The sequence below is a fragment of the Shinella sp. WSC3-e genome, from assembly GCF_945994535.1.
Classification (GTDB): Bacteria; Pseudomonadota; Alphaproteobacteria; order Rhizobiales; family Rhizobiaceae; genus Shinella; species Shinella yambaruensis.
Genome location: NZ_OZ000530.1, coordinates 3,211,082 through 3,228,159, shown reverse-complemented (window position 1 = coordinate 3,228,159; position 17,078 = coordinate 3,211,082). Strand labels below are relative to the sequence as shown.

The 17,078-nt window shown below is 67.3% G+C and carries 13 protein-coding genes; 8 read left to right on the top strand and 5 right to left on the bottom strand.

All coding sequences use genetic code 11. The features are described from left to right. The first annotated feature begins 5 nt into the window (after positions 1–5). The gene (locus AABF56_RS16000; protein ID WP_272806689.1) at positions 6–2,690 is read left to right on the top strand and encodes a sensor histidine kinase; all 2,685 of its coding nucleotides are present in this window, start codon (positions 6–8) and stop codon (positions 2,688–2,690) included. Further along, positions 2,687–3,379: a response regulator gene (locus AABF56_RS15995; protein ID WP_272806688.1), complete on the top strand. Its 693-nt coding sequence runs from the start codon at positions 2,687–2,689 to the stop codon at positions 3,377–3,379. Before AABF56_RS16000 ends, AABF56_RS15995 begins: the two co-directional genes overlap by 4 nt. A 106-nt stretch (positions 3,380–3,485) precedes the next feature. On the opposite strand, the gene AABF56_RS15990 is transcribed toward AABF56_RS15995, so the two are convergent. Then, the gene (locus AABF56_RS15990) at positions 3,486–4,505 is read right to left on the bottom strand and encodes a LacI family DNA-binding transcriptional regulator (RefSeq protein ID WP_272806687.1); all 1,020 of its coding nucleotides are present in this window, start codon (positions 4,503–4,505) and stop codon (positions 3,486–3,488) included. Between the two features lie 272 nt (positions 4,506–4,777). On the opposite strand from AABF56_RS15990, the gene AABF56_RS15985 reads away from it, so the two are divergent. The 5 genes from AABF56_RS15985 (at position 4,778) to AABF56_RS15965 (ending at position 10,410) form a co-directional block, all read left to right on the top strand. After that, the gene (locus AABF56_RS15985; RefSeq protein ID WP_244769858.1) at positions 4,778–5,824 is read left to right on the top strand and encodes an ABC transporter substrate-binding protein; all 1,047 of its coding nucleotides are present in this window, start codon (positions 4,778–4,780) and stop codon (positions 5,822–5,824) included. Positions 5,825–5,898: 74 nt separating this feature from the next. Continuing rightward, a complete protein-coding gene (locus tag AABF56_RS15980; protein WP_272806686.1) occupies positions 5,899–6,717 on the top strand; it encodes an ATP-binding cassette domain-containing protein in 819 nt (272 codons plus the stop codon). Continuing rightward, a complete protein-coding gene (locus tag AABF56_RS15975; RefSeq protein WP_244769860.1) occupies positions 6,714–7,958 on the top strand; it encodes a sugar ABC transporter permease in 1,245 nt (414 codons plus the stop codon). The genes AABF56_RS15980 and AABF56_RS15975 overlap by 4 nt, the downstream gene beginning before the upstream one ends. A 26-nt stretch (positions 7,959–7,984) precedes the next feature. After that, positions 7,985–8,713: an SDR family oxidoreductase gene (locus tag AABF56_RS15970; protein ID WP_244769861.1), complete on the top strand. Its 729-nt coding sequence runs from the start codon at positions 7,985–7,987 to the stop codon at positions 8,711–8,713. Between the two features lie 65 nt (positions 8,714–8,778). After that, positions 8,779–10,410, top strand: a complete 1,632-nt coding sequence (locus tag AABF56_RS15965) for an FGGY-family carbohydrate kinase (RefSeq protein ID WP_272806685.1) — start codon at positions 8,779–8,781, stop codon at positions 10,408–10,410. Between the two features lie 46 nt (positions 10,411–10,456). On the opposite strand, the gene treY is transcribed toward AABF56_RS15965, so the two are convergent. After that, positions 10,457–13,003 carry a malto-oligosyltrehalose synthase gene (treY, locus tag AABF56_RS15960; RefSeq protein ID WP_272806684.1) on the bottom strand — a complete coding sequence of 849 codons (2,547 nt, stop codon included), beginning with the start codon at positions 13,001–13,003 and terminating at the stop codon, positions 10,457–10,459. Positions 13,004–13,143: 140 nt separating this feature from the next. After that, positions 13,144–14,007 (bottom strand): LysR family transcriptional regulator, encoded by an 864-nt coding sequence (locus AABF56_RS15955; protein WP_272806683.1) that lies wholly within the window; start codon positions 14,005–14,007, stop codon positions 13,144–13,146. Between the two features lie 136 nt (positions 14,008–14,143). Between AABF56_RS15955 and AABF56_RS15950 the strand changes: the two genes are divergently transcribed. Continuing rightward, positions 14,144–15,331 carry a cyanate transporter gene (locus AABF56_RS15950; RefSeq protein WP_272806682.1) on the top strand — a complete coding sequence of 396 codons (1,188 nt, stop codon included), beginning with the start codon at positions 14,144–14,146 and terminating at the stop codon, positions 15,329–15,331. Between the two features lie 46 nt (positions 15,332–15,377). Here the strand turns inward: AABF56_RS15950 and AABF56_RS15945 are convergent, their stop codons facing one another. Then, a complete protein-coding gene (locus AABF56_RS15945) occupies positions 15,378–16,214 on the bottom strand; it encodes a bifunctional allantoicase/(S)-ureidoglycine aminohydrolase (RefSeq protein WP_272806681.1) in 837 nt (278 codons plus the stop codon). Positions 16,215–16,273: 59 nt separating this feature from the next. Continuing rightward, positions 16,274–16,945 (bottom strand): ankyrin repeat domain-containing protein, encoded by a 672-nt coding sequence (locus AABF56_RS15940; protein ID WP_443021133.1) that lies wholly within the window; start codon positions 16,943–16,945, stop codon positions 16,274–16,276. Positions 16,946–17,078: the final 133 nt, after the last annotated feature.

Below are 17,078 nucleotides of genomic sequence, written 5' to 3'. Positions count from 1 at the left end.
GACGAATGGCGGACGACGACAGCCGCAGGCCGGACCCCGACACATTGCTTGCCCTGGCTGAGAAAGACCGCCGGGGCAAGTTGACCGTTTTCCTGGGGGCCGCTCCCGGCGTCGGCAAGACCTATGCCATGCTGTCGCGCGCCGGCCGCCTCAAGGCCGAGGGCGTCGATGTCGTCGTCGGCCTCGTCGAGACCCATGGGCGCGGGGAGACAGCCGCCCTGCTGGACGGGCTGGAGGTTCTGCCGCGCAGACAGATCACCCATCGTGGCCGCGGGCTGGAGGAATTCGATCTCGATGGGGCGCTTGCCCGCCGCCCGCGCATCGTGCTCGTCGACGAGCTGGCCCATTCCAACCCGGAGGGAAGCCGGCATCCCAAGCGCTACCAGGATATCGAGGAGCTGATCGCGGCCGGCATCGATGTCTGGACGGCGCTGAACATCCAGCATCTCGAAAGCCTTGCCGACCTTGTCGCGCAGATCACCGGTGTCACGGTGCGCGAACGCGTGCCCGACGTCGTCCTGAAGAAGGCCGACGAGATCCTGCTCGTCGACCTGCCGCCGACAGAGCTGATCGAGCGGCTGAAGGAGGGCAAGGTCTACCTGCCGGACAGCGCCAGCCGCGCCATCGACCGCTTTTTCCGGCTGGGCAACCTGACGGCGTTGCGCGAGCTTGCGCTGCGGCGCGCGGCCGACCGGGTCGACGACCAGATGGTCGACTATCTCAAGCAGCATGCGATCGAAGGCCCCTGGGCGACGGGCGAGCGCCTACTCGTCTGCGTCGGGCCGGACGACTTGTCGGAAAAGGTCGTGCGCGTGGCGAGCCGGCTTGCCTCCGGCCTCAATGCACCCTGGATCGTCGTGTCGATCGAGCGGGCGGACCGGGAGGTCGGCACGACCGAGCACCTGCATCGCATCGAGGCGCTGTTCCGGCTCGCCGAGCAGCTCGGCGCGGAGACGCGCCGGGTGGTCGGCAACGATTTCGTCGAGGAGATCCTGAAGCTGGCGCGCCGCGAGCACGCGACGCAGATCGTCATCGGCGCCCGGCGCGATCGCGGCTGGCGACGGTTCGTCTCACCGTCCCTGCCCGATGCGCTCTCGCGCAAGGCGGCCGGCCTCGGCGTCTATTTCGTGACGCCCGACAGGAAGGAGAGGGCGCCGGTGCCGGCGCGGCTCGCGCTTCCGGCCATCGCTTCGTTCCGGCAATCGGCGCTCATCGCGGGGGCCTTCGTCGTCGCCACGGCGGCGGTGGGCAAGCTGGTCTATCTCTTTGCCGAGCTGCCGAACATCTCGCTGCTCTTCCTGCTTGCCGTGCTCGGTGCGGCGGTGCTGGGCGGGTATGCCTCCGCCTTCATCGCCGCTTTCCTTTCGGCGCTCGCCTACAACTTCCTCTTCATCGACCCGCTGCACACCTTTACGATCACCGCGCCGCACGAGGTGTTCGCGCTGATCGTCTTCCTGTCGGTCGCCATCATCGCCGGCGGCTTCGCCTCGCGCATCAAGGAGCAGGCGGAGGTCGCCCGCGTGCGCGCAACGGCGCTGCAATCGCTCTACGATTTCTCGCGAAAGCTTTCGACGACGGGCAAGGCCGACGATGCGAACTGGGTGGCGGTGTCGCATCTGCAGGCGAGCCTCAAGCGCAATATCGTGCTGCTCCTGCCGGAGAAAAACGATCTCAAGGTCGCCGCCGTCTGGCCGCCGGATACCGAGCTCGACGTCACCGACTTCACGGCGGCGCGCTGGACCTGCGACAAGCAGGAGAAGGCCGGCTTCGGCACCGGCACCCTGCCGAACAGCCGCTTCGAATTCCGCCCGCTGATGGGGCCGCACGGTCTTGTCGGCGTCTGCGGCATCCAGCAGGGAGAGGAGCGCCTTGACCTCAATGCGGAGCGGGCGTTGTCCGCCATCCTAGACCAGACGGCGATCGCGCTCGACCGGGCGCGGCTTTCGGAGGAGAGCGTGATGCAGGCGGCCAAGCTCGAGGGGGAGCGCTACCGGGAGGCGTTGCTCTCCTCGATCTCGCATGACCTCAGGACGCCGCTCGCCACCATCATGGGTGCCGTCACGAGCCTGCGCCAGCTCGGCGAGCGCATGACCGCCGAGAGCCGCGACGATCTTCTGCAGTCGATCGAGGAGGAGGGCAGCCGCATGAGCCGCTTCGTCTCCAACCTGCTCGACATGACGCGCATCGAATCCGGCACGCTGAAACCCAAGGGTGACTGGGTCGACGTCTCCGACGTCGTGCAGTCCGCCGTGGAGCGGGCGCGCAAGTATTTTCCCGGCAAGACGATCGAGACCGGCATTGCGGCCGACCTGCCGCTCATCGAGGGCGACAGCGTGCTGCTCGGCCAGGTTCTATTCAACCTGCTCGACAATGCGGTAAAATATGGCGGCGGCGAGCCGGTCAATGTCTATGCGCGGCGGGACGGGCAGGATGTGCTCATCTCCGTCACCGATCTCGGCAGGGGCATTCCGCCGGCCGAGATCGACCGTGTCTTCGAGAAATTCTACCGTCGGGGCAGGCCGGACGGCCGCGCGCCGGGAACGGGCCTCGGCCTTTCCATCGCCCGCGGCTTCGTCGAGGCGATGGGCGGCAGGATCCACGCGGAAAGCCCGGCGGTGAAGAAGAAGGGCACGCGCATCGTCATCCGCTTTCCCGCGGGTGAAAAGGCAAGGACTGGCAAGGCGACATGACGAACGAGCGCATTCTGGTGGTGGACGACGAGCCGCAGATCCAGCGGTTCCTCAAGCCTGCCCTCAAGGCGGCGGGCTACGACGTGGTGGAGGCGGCGACCGGCGGCGAGGCGCTGAAGGCGGTGGCGACGGCCGCGCCCGATCTCGTCATCCTCGATCTCGGCCTGCCGGACATGGACGGCAAGGAGGTCGTCACCAGCCTGCGCGGCTGGACGCAGATCCCGATCATCATTCTCTCCGCCCGCGAGCGGGAGAGCGAGAAGATCGCGGCCCTCGATCTCGGCGCCGACGACTATATCGAAAAACCCTTCGGCATCGGCGAGCTCACCGCCCGCATCCGCAATGCGCTGCGCCATCGCGAGCGGGCGGAGGCGGCCCCGGCGACGCTCGTCACCGATGGCCTCGTCATCGACACGGTGCGGCGGCTGGTGTCGCGAAACGGGGAGGCGATCCGGCTGACGCCCAAGGAATACGATCTCCTCACGCTGCTCGCGCGGCATGCCGGGCGGGTCGTCACGCACAAGACGTTGCTGACCTCCGTCTGGGGGCCGGCGCATGGCGAGGACCTGCATTATCTCCGCGTCTTCATCGGCCAGCTACGCCAGAAGATCGAGCGCGAGCCGACCCGTCCGGCCGTCGTGCGCACGGAACCGGGCGTCGGATACCGGCTCGTCGTCGAGGGCGACTGAGTTTCTAGAGCATTCCGGTTCACCGGAAATGCTCTCGATTCTTGCTCTTTCCGCATTATCCGACGCCGAAGCGACTTCGCTTCGGCTGGAAATGCTCGAAACCTCGTCAGCCGATCTTCTCGACGATGGGAGGGATCTGCACGACGGTGAGGTCCGTCGCGCCGGAATCGATGATGCCGAACACGGCCTCCAGCATTTTCGGCACGTCCTGCCGGACCATCTCGATATGGTCGCCGAGCATGGCGACGAAGGGGTCCCAGTCGAAGCAGCCGAGCTGCGGCACCCGGTCGGCATAGTGGCCGGAGCGGCGGATCCAGCGCATCACCCCTTCCAGCGAGATGGTGGAGTTGACGAACATGCCGCGCGGCAGCGGGCTGAGCCGCTCGGCAAGCTGCCGCATGGCGCTCTCCGCCTTTTCGGGGGCATAGCCGCAGGTCAGCATCAGTGTTTCGTCGACCGTGACGCCGGCCTCGGCATGGGCATCGCGAAAGCCCCGCACGCGCTCCATCGTGTTGTGGTCCGTGCCACGCCCGCCGACGAAGAGCAGGGGCGTCTTCTCGCCATATTCCTTCTCGCAATTGGCGAGCACGCGGCGCGTCAGCTCCAGCGCGCCGCCATAGTTGTCGGAGATGACCGAGGGTGCGCGCGCCCCGGGCAGGTCGAGATTGATGGTGCGCACACCGGCGGCGGCGCAAAGATCGACGATGCGGTCCGGATCGGTCGCGCCCGTGGCGATCAGGCAATCGACCTGGTAGGAAAGCATGGCGCGGGCCGCCTCCACCTCCAGCGCCGGGTCGCGCCGCGTGCAGGTGATGATCGGGAAGAGGCCGCGTTCGCGCGCCAGCGTCTCGAACTGCTCGACGATCGAGCCGAAATAGCGGTTGTCGTATTTCGGCACGATCATGCCGATGATCTTCGAGCGCTCGCGGCGCAGCACGCTCGCCTGCATGTTGAGCGCGTAGCCCTGTTCTTCGGCGAGTTTGGTGATCTTGTCGGCAAGCTTCGCGCTGATGCGCCGCTTCTTCCAGTTGCCGTTCAAAACGGCGCTGACGGCGCTGGCCGAGGTGCCCGCCAGCTCTGCCAGATCGTAGATGGTCGTCCTTTTCGTCTGCGTCGTCCTGTTCACATGTCCTCTCCGTTTCACGGGCCACCTTGACACCAATGGCGATTGGTGGCAATTCTTGCTTCATCGATTGAGCAAGCATGCTCCATCGATGAAGTTGCCTGAACAGCAAGGCTGACCCAAGGGAGGAGTCAGACGGAGCATCGACGAACCGGACGTTGCGGCATTGCCGCGGCGAACGATGATCTGCGCCCTTTCGATGCGTGGAGGCCGTCGGTCCTGTCGCCCTGGGCGGCTTGAGGGAACTGGCGAAAAATCAACCGTGGAGGAACCCAATGAAGACGCTTACCCATCTGCTCGCCTCGACCGGCCTCGTCCTGTCGCTCGGCAGTGCCGCCCTTGCCCAGGAAGGGGCGACCGTCGCCTTCCTGATGCCCGACCAGGCCTCGACCCGCTACGAGCAGCACGACTATCCCGGCTTCAAGGCCGAGATGGAGAAGCTGTGCCCGAGCTGCACGGTGATCTACCAGAACGCCAATGCCGACGTCGCGCTCCAGCAGCAGCAGTTCAACTCGGTGATCGCCCAGGGCGCCAAGGTCGTCGTGCTCGATCCGGTCGATTCCGCCGCCGCCGCGGCGCTCGTCGAGATCGCCCAGTCGCAGGACGTCAAGGTCATCGCCTATGACCGCCCGATCCCGGACAAGCCGGCCGACTACTACGTCTCCTTCGACAACCAGGGTATCGGCCAGGCCATCGCGCAGTCGCTCGTCGACCACCTGAAGGCCAAGGGCGTTCCGGACGGTGCCGGCGTTCTTCAGATCAACGGCTCGCCGACCGACGCGGCCGCCGGCCTCATCCGCGACGGCATCGATTCCGCGCTCGACGCCTCGCCCTACAAGACGCTCGCCGAATTCGACACCCCGGACTGGGCGCCGCCGAAGGCGCAGGAATGGGCGGCCGGCCAGATCACCCGCTTCGGCGACGAGATCAAGGGCATCGTCGCGGCGAACGACGGCACGGGCGGCGGCGCGATCGCGGCGCTGAAGGCGGCCGGCGTCAAGGAAATGCCGCCGGTGACCGGCAATGACGCGACCATCGCGGCACTGCAGCTCATCATTTCGGGCGACCAGTACAACACGATCTCCAAGCCGTCCGAGATCGTGGCCGCCGCAGCGGCGAATGTCGCCGTCCAGCTCTTGAAGGGCGAAACGCCGGAAGCCACCCACAAGCTCTACGAAACGCCCTCGCAGCTCTTCGTTCCGGCGGTGGTGACGGCGGAGAACATCAAGGCCGAGATCTTCGACAAGGGCATCAACAAGCCGGAGGAAGTGTGCACCGGCGAATATGTTGAAGGTTGCCGCAAACTGGGCATCATCCAGTAAGCGTCGCCATCCGTGTCCGGCCGCTTTTGCGGCCGGGCATTCCGATCCGCCGTAAGTCTGAAGGTTCTGGGGCCATGACAGCCACGCTTCAAAATGCTCCCGCCAAGGGAGAACCGGTGCTGCGTCTTCGCGGCGTGTCCAAGAATTTCGGGGCCGTCTCCGCCTTGACGGATATCGAGCTCGACGTGAAGGCCGGCGAGGTCGTCGCGCTGGTCGGCGACAACGGGGCCGGCAAGTCGACGCTGGTCAAGGTGCTCGCCGGCGTGCACCAGCCCTCTTCGGGCACGATCGAATTCTGCGGCCAGCAGGTGACGCTCGACAGCCCCGCCAAGGCGCTGGACCTCGGCATCGCCACCGTTTTCCAGGACCTCGCGCTCTGCGAGAACCTCGATGTCGTCGCCAACCTCTTCCTCGGCCACGAGATGTCGCCTTGGGCGCTCGACGAAGTGGCCATGGAAGTGCGCGCCTGGACGCTGCTGCGCGAGCTTGCCGCGCGCATTCCGTCCGTGCGCGAGCCGATCGCCTCGCTCTCCGGCGGTCAGCGCCAGACGGTCGCCATCGCCCGCTCTCTGCTGCTCAACCCGAGGCTCATCATGCTGGACGAGCCGACGGCCGCCCTCGGCGTGGCGCAGACGGCTGAGGTGCTGAACCTCATCGAGCGCGTGCGCGACCGCGGCCTCGGCGTCATCATCATCAGCCACAACATGGAGGACGTGCGGGCCGTCGCCGATCGCATCGTCGTGCTCCGGCTCGGACGCAACAACGGCATCTTCACGCCGGATTCGTCCAACCAGGAACTCGTTTCCGCCATTACCGGCGCGACGGACAATTCCGTCTCGCGCCGCGCCGAGCGCAAGTCCCATGTCCAGGAAAACCACGGGGGTGCCGCATGAGCCAGAACTCTTCCCAGCCGATGCTGGACCGCAGCGACGAGCGCGTACGCCATGACGACAGCCTTTCCGCCATGGCGCGCGGCTTCATCGACCGCGTGCGCTCCGGCGACCTCGGCATGCTGCCGGTCGCCGTCGGCCTCGTCGTCATCTCCGTCGTCTTTTCCGCGCTGAACCCGATCTTCCTTGCGCCGAACAACCTCGTGAACCTCCTGTTCGATTGTGCCACCGTCGGCGTCATCTCGCTCGGCATCGTCTGCGTGCTGGTGCTCGGCGAGATCGACCTCTCGGTCGGCTCGATGAGCGGCCTCGCCTCCGCCATGGTCGGCGTGCTCTGGGTGAATCAGGGCTGGCCGATCGTCGGGGCCATCCTTGCCGCCCTCGTGGTCGGCGCGGCCGTCGGCCTCCTCTATGCCACGCTCTACAACCGGCTTGGCATGCCGAGCTTCGTCGCGACGCTCGCCGGCCTGCTGGCGCTGCTCGGCATGCAGCTCTACATCCTCGGCCCGACGGGCTCGATCAACCTGCCCTATGCCTCCTCGCTGGTGCGTTTCGGTCAGATCCTCATCATGCCCGACTGGCTGTCCTACACGCTGGCGCTGGTTCCCGGCCTTGTGATGATCGGCCGGGGCCTTCGCACCCGCACCCAGCGCCTTGCCGCCAACCTCTCGGCCCAGCCGATGCGGGCGCTGATCCTGAAGGCCGTCGTGCTGACGGCCGCGCTGGAAATCGCCGTCTTCTACCTTAATCTCGGCCGCGGCATTCCGTGGATGTTCGCGCTCTTCATCGCGCTCGCCGTCATCCTCAACTATGCGCTGACGCGCACGAAATGGGGCCGTTCCATGTTCGCCGTCGGCGGCAACAAGGAGGCGGCGCGCCGTTCGGGCATCAATGTGCGCCGCATCTACATGAGCGCCTTCATGCTCTGCTCGACGCTCGCGGCGCTCGGCGGCATCCTCTCGGCCTCGCGCCTTGCCTCCTCCAGCCAGCAGGCCGGCACAGGCGACGTCAACCTCAACGCCATCGCCGCAGCGGTCATCGGCGGCACCAGCCTCTTCGGCGGACGCGGCAGCGCCTATTCGGCTCTCCTCGGCATCATCGTGATCCAGGCGATCTCGAACGGCCTGACGCTGCTCAACCTCTCGTCGTCGCTGCGCTACATGATCACCGGCGGCGTCCTTGCCATCGCCGTCATCGTCGATTCGCTCGCCCGACGCTCGCGCGTCAGCCACGGCCGCGCCTAACGAATACTGGAATGGAGTTCTAGATCATGGCTGACCTCATGAAGGGCAAGATCGCCGCCATCACCGGTGCCGCCTCCGGCATCGGCCTCGAATGCGCCAGGACCCTCCTTGCCGAAGGGGCGACGGTGGTGCTCGTCGACCGGGCGCAGGACAAGCTGGAACAGCTCTGCAAGGAGCTGGGCCCGAATGCCCTGCCGCTCGTCGTCGACCTCCTGAACCCGCAGGACGTCTCGGGCATGCTGCCGCGCATCCTCGACATTGCCGGTGGGCTCGACGTCTTCCACGCCAATGCCGGCGCCTATATCGGCGGGCCGGTGGCGGAGGGGGATCCCGACGCCTGGGACCGCATGCTGAACCTCAACATCAACGCGGCCTTCCGCTCCGTTCATGCGGTGCTGCCCTACATGATCGGGAAGAAGACGGGCGACATCCTCTTCACCTCGTCGATCGCCGGTGTCGTGCCGGTCGTCTGGGAGCCGATCTACACGGCCTCGAAATTCGCGGTGCAGGCCTTCGTGCATTCGACGCGCCGGCAGGTGGCACAGCACGGCGTGCGTGTCGGTGCGGTGCTGCCCGGCCCCGTAGTGACGGCGCTGCTCGACGACTGGCCGAAGGAGAAGATGGACGAGGCGCTGGCCAATGGCAGCCTGATGCAGCCGAAGGAGGTGGCCGACGCCGTGCTCTTCATGCTGACACGGCCGCGCAATGTCACGGTCCGCGACCTGGTTATCCTGCCGAACAGCGTCGATCTCTGAAGCAAAGTCCGCGGGCGGCATGGGGCCGCCTGCCCGAGGAACTCCTGATTGCAGGCGGTAGACCCATGAGCACTCCATCCTCCGCACGCCCCGCGGGCGGCGAACGCTACCTTGTCGGCGTCGATGTCGGTACGGGAAGCGCCCGAGCCGGCCTCTTCGACATGACCGGCCGCATGCTGGCCTCGGGAAAACGCGACATCTCGCTGTTTCGCGAACCCGGCGCGATGGTCGAGCAGTCGAGCACGGAGATCTGGGCCGCCGTCTGCGCTTCGGTGCGCGAGGCCGTCGCTAAGGCTGGTGTCGCGCCCGGACAGGTCGCGAGCCTCGGCTTCGACGCGACGTGCTCGCTCGTCGTGCTGGGAGAAGGGGGAAAGCCGTTGCCCGTCGGCCCGTCGGAAGATCCGGAGCGCGACATCATCGTCTGGATGGACCACCGGGCGGTCGCGCAGGTCGAACGCATCAATGCCAAGGGGCACGATGTGCTGCGCTATGTCGGCGGCATCATCTCGCCGGAGATGGAGACGCCGAAACTGCTGTGGCTGAAGGAGAACCGCCCGCAGGTCTTCGATGCCGCCTGGCAGTTCTTCGACCTTGCAGACTTCCTGACCTGGCGCGCGACGGACGATCTTGCGCGCTCCACCTGCACCGTCACCTGCAAATGGACCTATCTCGCGCATGAAAAACGCTGGGATCCGAGCTACTTCCATGGCATCGGCCTCGGGGTCCTCGCGGAGGAGGATTTCGCCCGCATCGGCCAGCGTGTCGTCGAGCCGGGCACGCCGCTCGGCAGCGGCCTGACGGCACGGGCGGCGGCGGAACTCGGCCTTGTCGCCGGCACGCCGGTCGGCGCCGGCATGATCGATGCCCATGCGGGCGGCATCGGCACGGTGGGGGTGGACGGCCCGCCGGAAAACAATCTCGGCTATGTCTTCGGCACCTCTTCCTGCACCATGACCTCAACCCGCGAGCCGGTCTTCGTGCCGGGCGTCTGGGGTCCGTACTATTCCGCCATGGTGCCGGGCATGTGGCTGAACGAAGGGGGGCAATCGGCGGCCGGCGCGGCCATCGAGCAGCTCTTGTCCTTCCACCCGGCGGCCGGCGAGGCCGCGGCGCTGGCGAAGGCACGGGGCCTTTCCCTGCCTGTCTTCCTGGCAGGGCTTGCGGCGGAGGGGGCGCCGACGCTTTCGGCCGTGGCTGGGCTGGCGGACGGCCTGCATGTCGTGCCGGAATTCCTCGGCAACCGCGCCCCCTTCGCCGATCCGCATGCGCGTGCGGCGATCGTCGGCCTCGGCATGGAGCGGGACCTCGCCAATCTCGTTTCGCTCTACGTTGCCGGGCTTTGCGGCATCGGTTATGGCCTGCGCCAGATCATCGATGCGCAGGCGGCCGCCGGTGCGCCGATCGACAGGATCGTGATCAGCGGCGGTGCGGGCCAGCTCGATCTCATCCGCCAGCTCCTGTCGGACGCGACGGGAAAGACATTGCTCGCAACACGGGCGGAAGAGCCGGTGCTGCTCGGCGCCGCCATTCTCGGCAGTGTCGCCGCCGGTGCCTTCCCGGACGTGCGCGCGGCGATGGCGGCCCTTTCGGCGACCGACCGCACCTTTCGGCCGGCCGGCGCGGACATCGCGGCCCTGCATGCCAAGCGCTACGACGCCTTCACGCGGCTGCAGGCATTGGCACGGGCGATCCGGTAGGCGCCTGTTTTTTCGCGGCGCCGCCTGGTGGCCTGCAGAAACGGCCTCAGGCGCTGACGAAGAGGGCGACAGGCTCGCCTGCAAGTGCCTCGGCGAGCGGCATGCCGCTGCCCAGCACCAATCGGCGGTCGTCAAGCACGGATCGCACCGTTTGGCCGTAGAAGCGATCGGGGATGGTGATGGAAATTCCCCGCGTGGCGTCCTCCGTCAGGCGCAGGCTGCCGGGGGGTGTCTTGCCGAAGGTGTGGTGCGGGACCACGGTGATGGCGAAGGCCTGCGGCGCGCCGCGCAGGAAGGCGAGGGCCTGGGCCCCGCCATCCGAAAGGTCCACGGGAAGGTAGGGGCCGGCGAACGGACCATCCGGGTCTTTCGCCCGCATGGCGAGGACGGTCGCGACCAGCCATTGTTTGTAGGAAGCGAAGGACGCCCGCGTCGCGGCCGGCTTTTCCGGCATGACGCGGGAGGGCGTGTCGAACATCCGGGCGCCGGCCTGCCGCAAGGAGAAGTCGCCGCGTTCGCTGCCCTGCCGGATGTCCGGGATGCCCGGCATGGTCAGCTTGATCAGCGTCTGTGCGAGAGAGTTCATCAGCCCGGCATCCACGAAGGGCGAGAGTGTCGTGTCGAGCTCCCGGAGAAATGCGTCGTTGCCGAACAGGCCTTCGATGACGCCGGCCAGCACCTGCGCAGGATTGCTGCCCGATGCGTAGCCATGCGGGCTGACTTGCCCTTCGCTTCTTATGAAGATCTTCAGATCGGCGGCAAGGGACCGGATCGCCGCGGTATCCTGAAGGCCCGTGGCCGGCCAGAGGGCTGCGATCGCATTGTGGAGCAGCCGTTCCGTATCCGGCTCGGGAGCAGCCCGGCCGGCGTGGCTGCGGATCATGTCGGCGCTGAGGGCGGACCAGCGTTGCCGCGCCGCGTGCCAGCGGTCCGGCGCCTCGGCGAGGGCATTGAGCCTGGCCCTGGCGTCTCCGCCATAGGCAACACCGGACGGGGATATCGCGGACAGGCCATGCGGCATGGTTTCGGCACGGGCCTGCATCACCGCGTGAAACGCCGCGGGGCCGTCCGCCGGCTCGCTCGGCCGGCCGGCGGCATTCTCCCGGGAGAAAAGCAGGTCATCCGGCGCCCCTGCTGTCACGCAGCCGCTCAATTGCTGGAAGCGGGCGCGGAATTCGGCGCAGCCCGCCAGAGTGGCCGGTATCTTGTCGTCGGCCAGCAACTCCCAGATGAAATCGATCGCCTCGCGGACCTCCGGCCGGTTGCCCTCCTGTGCCTGCTGCCGGGCTGTCGCGATGACCTCGCGGTCGCGTTCGCTGACATGCGTGGCCGTCGCATAGGTCCGCGCGACCGGCAGGGCGACGATCAGGGCGCGGATCGCCTCGGCAAGGGCGCTGCGGGAGAGGTCGGCGTGGGACTGGTCGGCGAGAGCCTTCGCCAGGAGGGTCAGGCGGGCAGCCTCGCCTTCGAGTTCCGTCCCGAAGATCTGCCGCTTGCCGGCCTCCCTCGCCGTTTCCGTCCGCGGACTGCCATCGGGAGGACTGGATGCCTGGTGGGGATGACTGGCCATTATATCCGTGAGGGCTGTGATGATCTCGCCCCCGGTCGTGCCGTGGACCGGCCATTCCGCGGCAAGCTGTTCGCTTCCCGCAAGGTGCTTGTCGACGATCAGGTAGGCGGAGCCGACGGCAGCGCGCAGCCGCTGCAGATAGGCATGCGGATCGGCGAACCCGTCGATATGCAGGATGGCCAGCCCGTCCACCGTGCCTTCGCGGACGAGGTCGAGGACCAGCCGGTGGCTGTCGTCGAAAACCCGGGCATCCTCGAGGCGCAGCCGGACAAGGTCGGCGGAGCCGCACAGACGCCGGTGCGCCGTCTTTCGTTCCACCAGCCGCCATAGTTGTGCCGCGTGAATCGCCGTGATCCGCCCGGGGTCGCGCGAGATTTCGGCAAGCATCCGGGCAACGACCTCCTGCTCGTCGATGAAGGCGAGCGGGCCGGCAAGGGCGGCCGCGCCTTCGAAGGCCGCCGCCGGGGCGGTGACCAGGAGCAGTTCCTCATATGCGGCAAGTGCCTGCCGGCACGTCTCGGGATGCAGGGGATAGAAGGAGCCGCGATAATGCAGCGCCAGGATGTCCCGCTCCGGGTCCAGTGCGAGGCGGATCGCGCCGTTCGCGACCTCCGTTGCGAAATCCTTTTCGAGAACGGGCAAGGCCAGCTTTTTCGACCAGTCGATGTCGAAATGTCGGGAAAACGGGCTTTGCTCGCCCCAGGTGACGACGCTGTGCCACCAGGGATTTTCGAGGCTCGCGGCCATGTGGTTCGGCGCGATGTCGAGGAGGAGGCCGAGGCCGCGTGCCTTAAGATCGCCGGCAAGCCGGCGCAGGCCATCGAGACCGCCGAGGGCGGGATCGATCGCGTTTGGATCGACGATATCGTGGCCGTTGGACGAGCCCGTCACGACCGTCATCACCGGCGAGGCGTGGAGATGGCTGATGCCGAGATGCTGGAGATAGGGCACCAGTTGACGCGCCCTCCCGAAGTCCATGCCATTTCGGAACTGGAGGCGATAGGTGGAGGAAGGGCGGGTCATAGGGTCCTGGAATGTGCGTTTTCTCGCCCAGAAAACGCAAATCCTCCCGAATTGTTCCAAAGCGTCTTGTGGGTGCGTTCCCCGTCTCGCTTCGTCTGCCTGCCGGTTGGGAAAGAGGGCGGCGAGATGGGCGGGGGGCGTTATGAGGCAGTGTGCCTTTCGTGCGCGAAGTGCCGCCTGAGGATGTCGAGGACCTCATTTGCGAGCTCGCCGACGATGCCGTTCTGTTCCCAGGAGTAGAGCGAGGCGATGACCGGCGGTTCCGGCGGGAAATCGGTGAAGGGCCTGACGCGCCACCCTTTCGCGGCATCGACGGGCAGCAGCGAGAGGCCGAGGCCGGCCTCGATGGCCATCAGCACGTTGCGCAGGCTGGCGGAGGTGAAGGCGACATACCAGCGCCGCCGTTCCCGTTCCAGCCGCTCGAACATGGCGTCCCGGTAGAGCCCGCCCAGCGGAAAAGTGACGAGCGGGACGGGGTCGGGCAGGTCCGCCGGTGCATCCAGCGCGGTGAACCAGGCGATCGGTTCCGCGAAGCTTGCCCAGCTGTCGGTGCTCGGCGTGTCCTCCTTGAGTACGACGATGTCGAGTTCGCCGGAGCGGTAGCGCCGCGCGAGGTCGGCGCGCAGCCCCGTGGTGACGTCGAGGCGCGCCTCCTTGTGGCGCTTGGCGAAGGCGGCGAAGGCATGGGCCATTTCGGGCGTCGCAATGTCATCGGGCATGCCGATGCGCACCGATGTGGTGCCGGAGGTCTCGGCAACCAGCGTCAGCGCCTCGGTCTGCAGCGCGAGGATGCGCCGGGCGTGGCCGAGCAGGCGCTCGCCCGTCACGGTCAGGCGCACCGGCCGCGCGGCACGGTCGACCAGTTCCCGGCCGATCACCTCCTCGAGGCGTGCGATCTGCTGGCTCATCGTCGATTGGGTCATGTGCAGGCGGTCGGCCGCGGCGGTGAAGCTGCCGGCATCGGCAATCGCCACGAAAGCCCGGAGCAGGCGCGGATCGAGCACGGGATCTCCATCGAAAATCAGAATGTTAGCTATCTAAACATCTAATTTGCGCATGATTCAAGCGGGTGATAGCGGTAGGCGATGCCGGCGGCTGCGCTTCCGGCCCGACACGTCTTTTCAGTAGGAAAGTCGAACCATGACGGATACGCGCTCCGGCCGCGATTGGGCAATGCTTGCACTGGTGGTCCTGATCGGCCTCAACCTCCGGCCCTTCCTCGCGGCCCCGGCGCCGATCCTCATGGAGATCGGCGCGGATACCGGCCTCGGTTATGGCGGCATCGCGATGCTGACGCTGCTGCCGATGGTCCTGATGGGCCTCGGCGCCTTCGTGGCGCCGGGTCTTCTGGTGCGGCTCGGCGCGCGGCGTGGCCTGTTGATCGCGCTGGCCGTGCTCTTCGCCGGCTCGGCGCTGCGCCTCGTTGTGTGGGACGGCCTGTCGCTGATCGTGACGGCGGCGCTTTGCGGCATCGGCGTCGCCTTCATCCAGGCGGCCTTTCCCGGCATCATCAAGGCGCGCTTCCCGACAAGCGTGCCGGTGGTGACGGGGCTCTATTCGGCAATGATCATGGCCGGCGGCGCCTTCGGGGCGCGGCTGATGCCGGTGCTCGTGCATGCCGGCTACGGCTGGCGGGCGGCGCTCGCCTGGCTGGCGCTGCCGGTTGCGATCGCGCTCGCCGCGTCCTGGCGCATCCTGCCGGCCGTGCCGTCGAGCCGGCCCGACGGCGCTCTGGCGCGGCAGCTCCTGCGCCGGCCGAGGACCTGGGCTCTGATGGGTGCCTTCGGGCTGGTCAATGCCGGCTATTGCTCGATGATCGCCTGGCTTTCGCCCTATTACCAGGCGCAGGGCTGGACGAGTGCCGACAGCAGCGGCCTTGTCGCGATCATGGCGATCTGCCAGGCCGTCGCCGCGCTCGGCCTTCCCATCCTGGCGCGCGGCAATGTCGACCGCCGCCGCTGGCTCTGGCTGACGATCTTCTTCCAGGCCGCAGGCTTCTTCGGCCTTGCGAGCCTTCCCGGCATGGCGCCGGCCGTGTGGGCCGGGCTGTGCGGCGCGGGCCTCGGCGGCAGCTTCGCGCTTGCCATCGTCACGGCGCTCGACCACCTGCCGCAGCCGGAACAGGCCGGTGCGCTGGCCGCGCTGATGCAGGGCGGCGGCTTCCTGATCGCCGCGCTCGGCCCCTATGCGATGGCGCTGCTGCACGACTGGACGGGCGGCTTTGCGGCGGGCTGGGGGCTGCATCTCGGCTGCGTGCTGGCAACGGCGCTGCTCTATCTGCGCTTCGACCCGCGGCACTATCCGGTGGCGATGCCCCTTGCTCCATGACCGGAAACCCGCGCCGGGCGCGGGTTTCTTTGCAAGGATATCAGGCCTAACGGCGGCCGCCGAAGGGGCGCAGGTTCATGTGGCGGTTGACGTCCTTGTAGAGCAGGTAGCGGAACGGGCCGGGGCCACCGGCATAGCAGGCCTGCGGGCAGAAGGCGCGCAGCCACATGAAGTCGCCGGCCTCCACCTCCACCCAGTCCTGGTTCAGGCGATAGACGGCCTTGCCCTGCAGCACGTAGAGCCCGTGCTCCATGACGTGGGTTTCCGCGAAGGGAATGACGGCGCCGGGCATCAGCGTGACGATCGTCACATGCATGTCATGACGCAGGTCGTTGGGATCGACGAAGCGCGTCGTCGCCCAGCCGCCGTTCGTGCCCGGCATGGCGGCGGGGGTGATGTCCTTCTCGTTGAGGATCAGCGGATCGGGATGGGCAAGGCCATCGACGGCCTCATAGGCCTTGCGGATCCAGTGGAAGCGGGCATGGGCACCGGAGCGGTTGCGCAGCGACCATTTCAGGGCCGGCGGCAGGAAGGCGTAGCCGCCCGGCTGCAGCGTGTGCTTGCCGGTCGGCAGCGTCAGCTCCACCTCGCCATCGACGACGAAGAGTACGCCCTCGGCCTCGGGATCCTGTTCCGGCCGATCGCTCCCGCCGCCCGGCGCCACTTCCATGACATATTGCGAGAAGGTCTCTGCAAAGCCGGAAAGCGGGCGGGCGATGACCCAGCAGCGCGTGTCGTTCCAGAAGGGCAGGAAGCTGGTGACGATGTCCTGCATCACCCCCTTTGGGATCACCGCATAGGCCTCGGTGAAGACGGCGCGGCCGGTCAGGAGGTCGCTCTGCGGGGGGTGCCCGCCGAGGGAGGAGTAGTAGCTTCGTTGCATCGTCTCAGGCCCTTTGGTTGCGTGTTTCCGGTGGTCTTCGGCGGGCGTTCGTCGCCCGCTCATCTCTTCGCGCCGGCCTTTTCCAGCAGCGCGGCGATCTCGCCATAGCCGCGGCCGCGGGCGTGCTGGAGCGGGCTGACGCCGTCATTGTCGGCAAGCTCGACATCGGCGCCGGCGGCGATCAGCAGCGCGACGATCTCGACATGGCGCGGCCCGCCGTCGCCGAGGATGATCGCCTCCAGGAGCGCCGTCCAGCCGAGGCGGTTGACATGGTCGACATCGGTGCCGGCCTTGATCAGCGTGTCGACGGTCTCGACATGGCCGCGCTCGGCGGCCGGAATGATGGCGGTGCCGCCGTAGCGGTTGACGCTCTTGAGATCGGCGCCGTGGGCCAGCGTCAGCTTCAGGATCTCGAGATGGCCGCGCGCGCCGGCATAGAGATAGGGGCTGTCGCTGATATCGTCCTTGGCATTGACGTCGGCGCCGGCCTCGATCAGCGCGCGGGCGGCGTCCACCTTGTTGCCGTGCGTGGCGACGAGCAGCGCCGTCGCGCCGCGGGCATCCCGCGCGTCGATGCTGGCGCCCTTGGCAAGCAGCGTCTTGATGGCGGCGACATCGTCGGCGGCGGCTGCCTTGTGCAGTTGCGTATCCATGGCGTTTTCGGCGGCAAGAAGGGGAGGGCAGAGGGCCGCGAGGAAGAGCCAGGCCGACAGCAGGGCAAGTTTCAGCATGCGCGTTCCCGTTGGTTCACGGCGGCAAATTAGCAGGGGTGGATGCCATTAGAAAATTAAATGTGTAAATCCACATCATGCACAAGATGGAACTTGCGCGCACCGCACCGGCCGTGAAGACGGGCATGGCCTT

Excerpts from the sequence above, each read along its gene's own strand:
- treY (WP_272806684.1), bottom strand. The coding sequence starts at position 13,003 with ATGACCCGCCCTTCCTCCACCTATCGCCTCCAGTTCCGAAATGGCATG.
- AABF56_RS15995 (WP_272806688.1), top strand. The coding sequence starts at position 2,687 with ATGACGAACGAGCGCATTCTGGTGGTGGACGACGAGCCGCAGATCCAG.
- AABF56_RS15970 (WP_244769861.1), top strand. The coding sequence starts at position 7,985 with ATGGCTGACCTCATGAAGGGCAAGATCGCCGCCATCACCGGTGCCGCC.
- AABF56_RS15975 (WP_244769860.1), top strand. The coding sequence starts at position 6,714 with ATGAGCCAGAACTCTTCCCAGCCGATGCTGGACCGCAGCGACGAGCGC.
- AABF56_RS15940 (WP_443021133.1), bottom strand. The coding sequence starts at position 16,945 with ATGCTGAAACTTGCCCTGCTGTCGGCCTGGCTCTTCCTCGCGGCCCTC.
- AABF56_RS15965 (WP_272806685.1), top strand. The coding sequence starts at position 8,779 with ATGAGCACTCCATCCTCCGCACGCCCCGCGGGCGGCGAACGCTACCTT.
- AABF56_RS15950 (WP_272806682.1), top strand. The coding sequence starts at position 14,144 with ATGACGGATACGCGCTCCGGCCGCGATTGGGCAATGCTTGCACTGGTG.
- AABF56_RS15945 (WP_272806681.1), bottom strand. The coding sequence starts at position 16,214 with ATGCAACGAAGCTACTACTCCTCCCTCGGCGGGCACCCCCCGCAGAGC.
- AABF56_RS15980 (WP_272806686.1), top strand. The coding sequence starts at position 5,899 with ATGACAGCCACGCTTCAAAATGCTCCCGCCAAGGGAGAACCGGTGCTG.
- AABF56_RS15985 (WP_244769858.1), top strand. The coding sequence starts at position 4,778 with ATGAAGACGCTTACCCATCTGCTCGCCTCGACCGGCCTCGTCCTGTCG.
- AABF56_RS16000 (WP_272806689.1), top strand. The coding sequence starts at position 6 with ATGGCGGACGACGACAGCCGCAGGCCGGACCCCGACACATTGCTTGCC.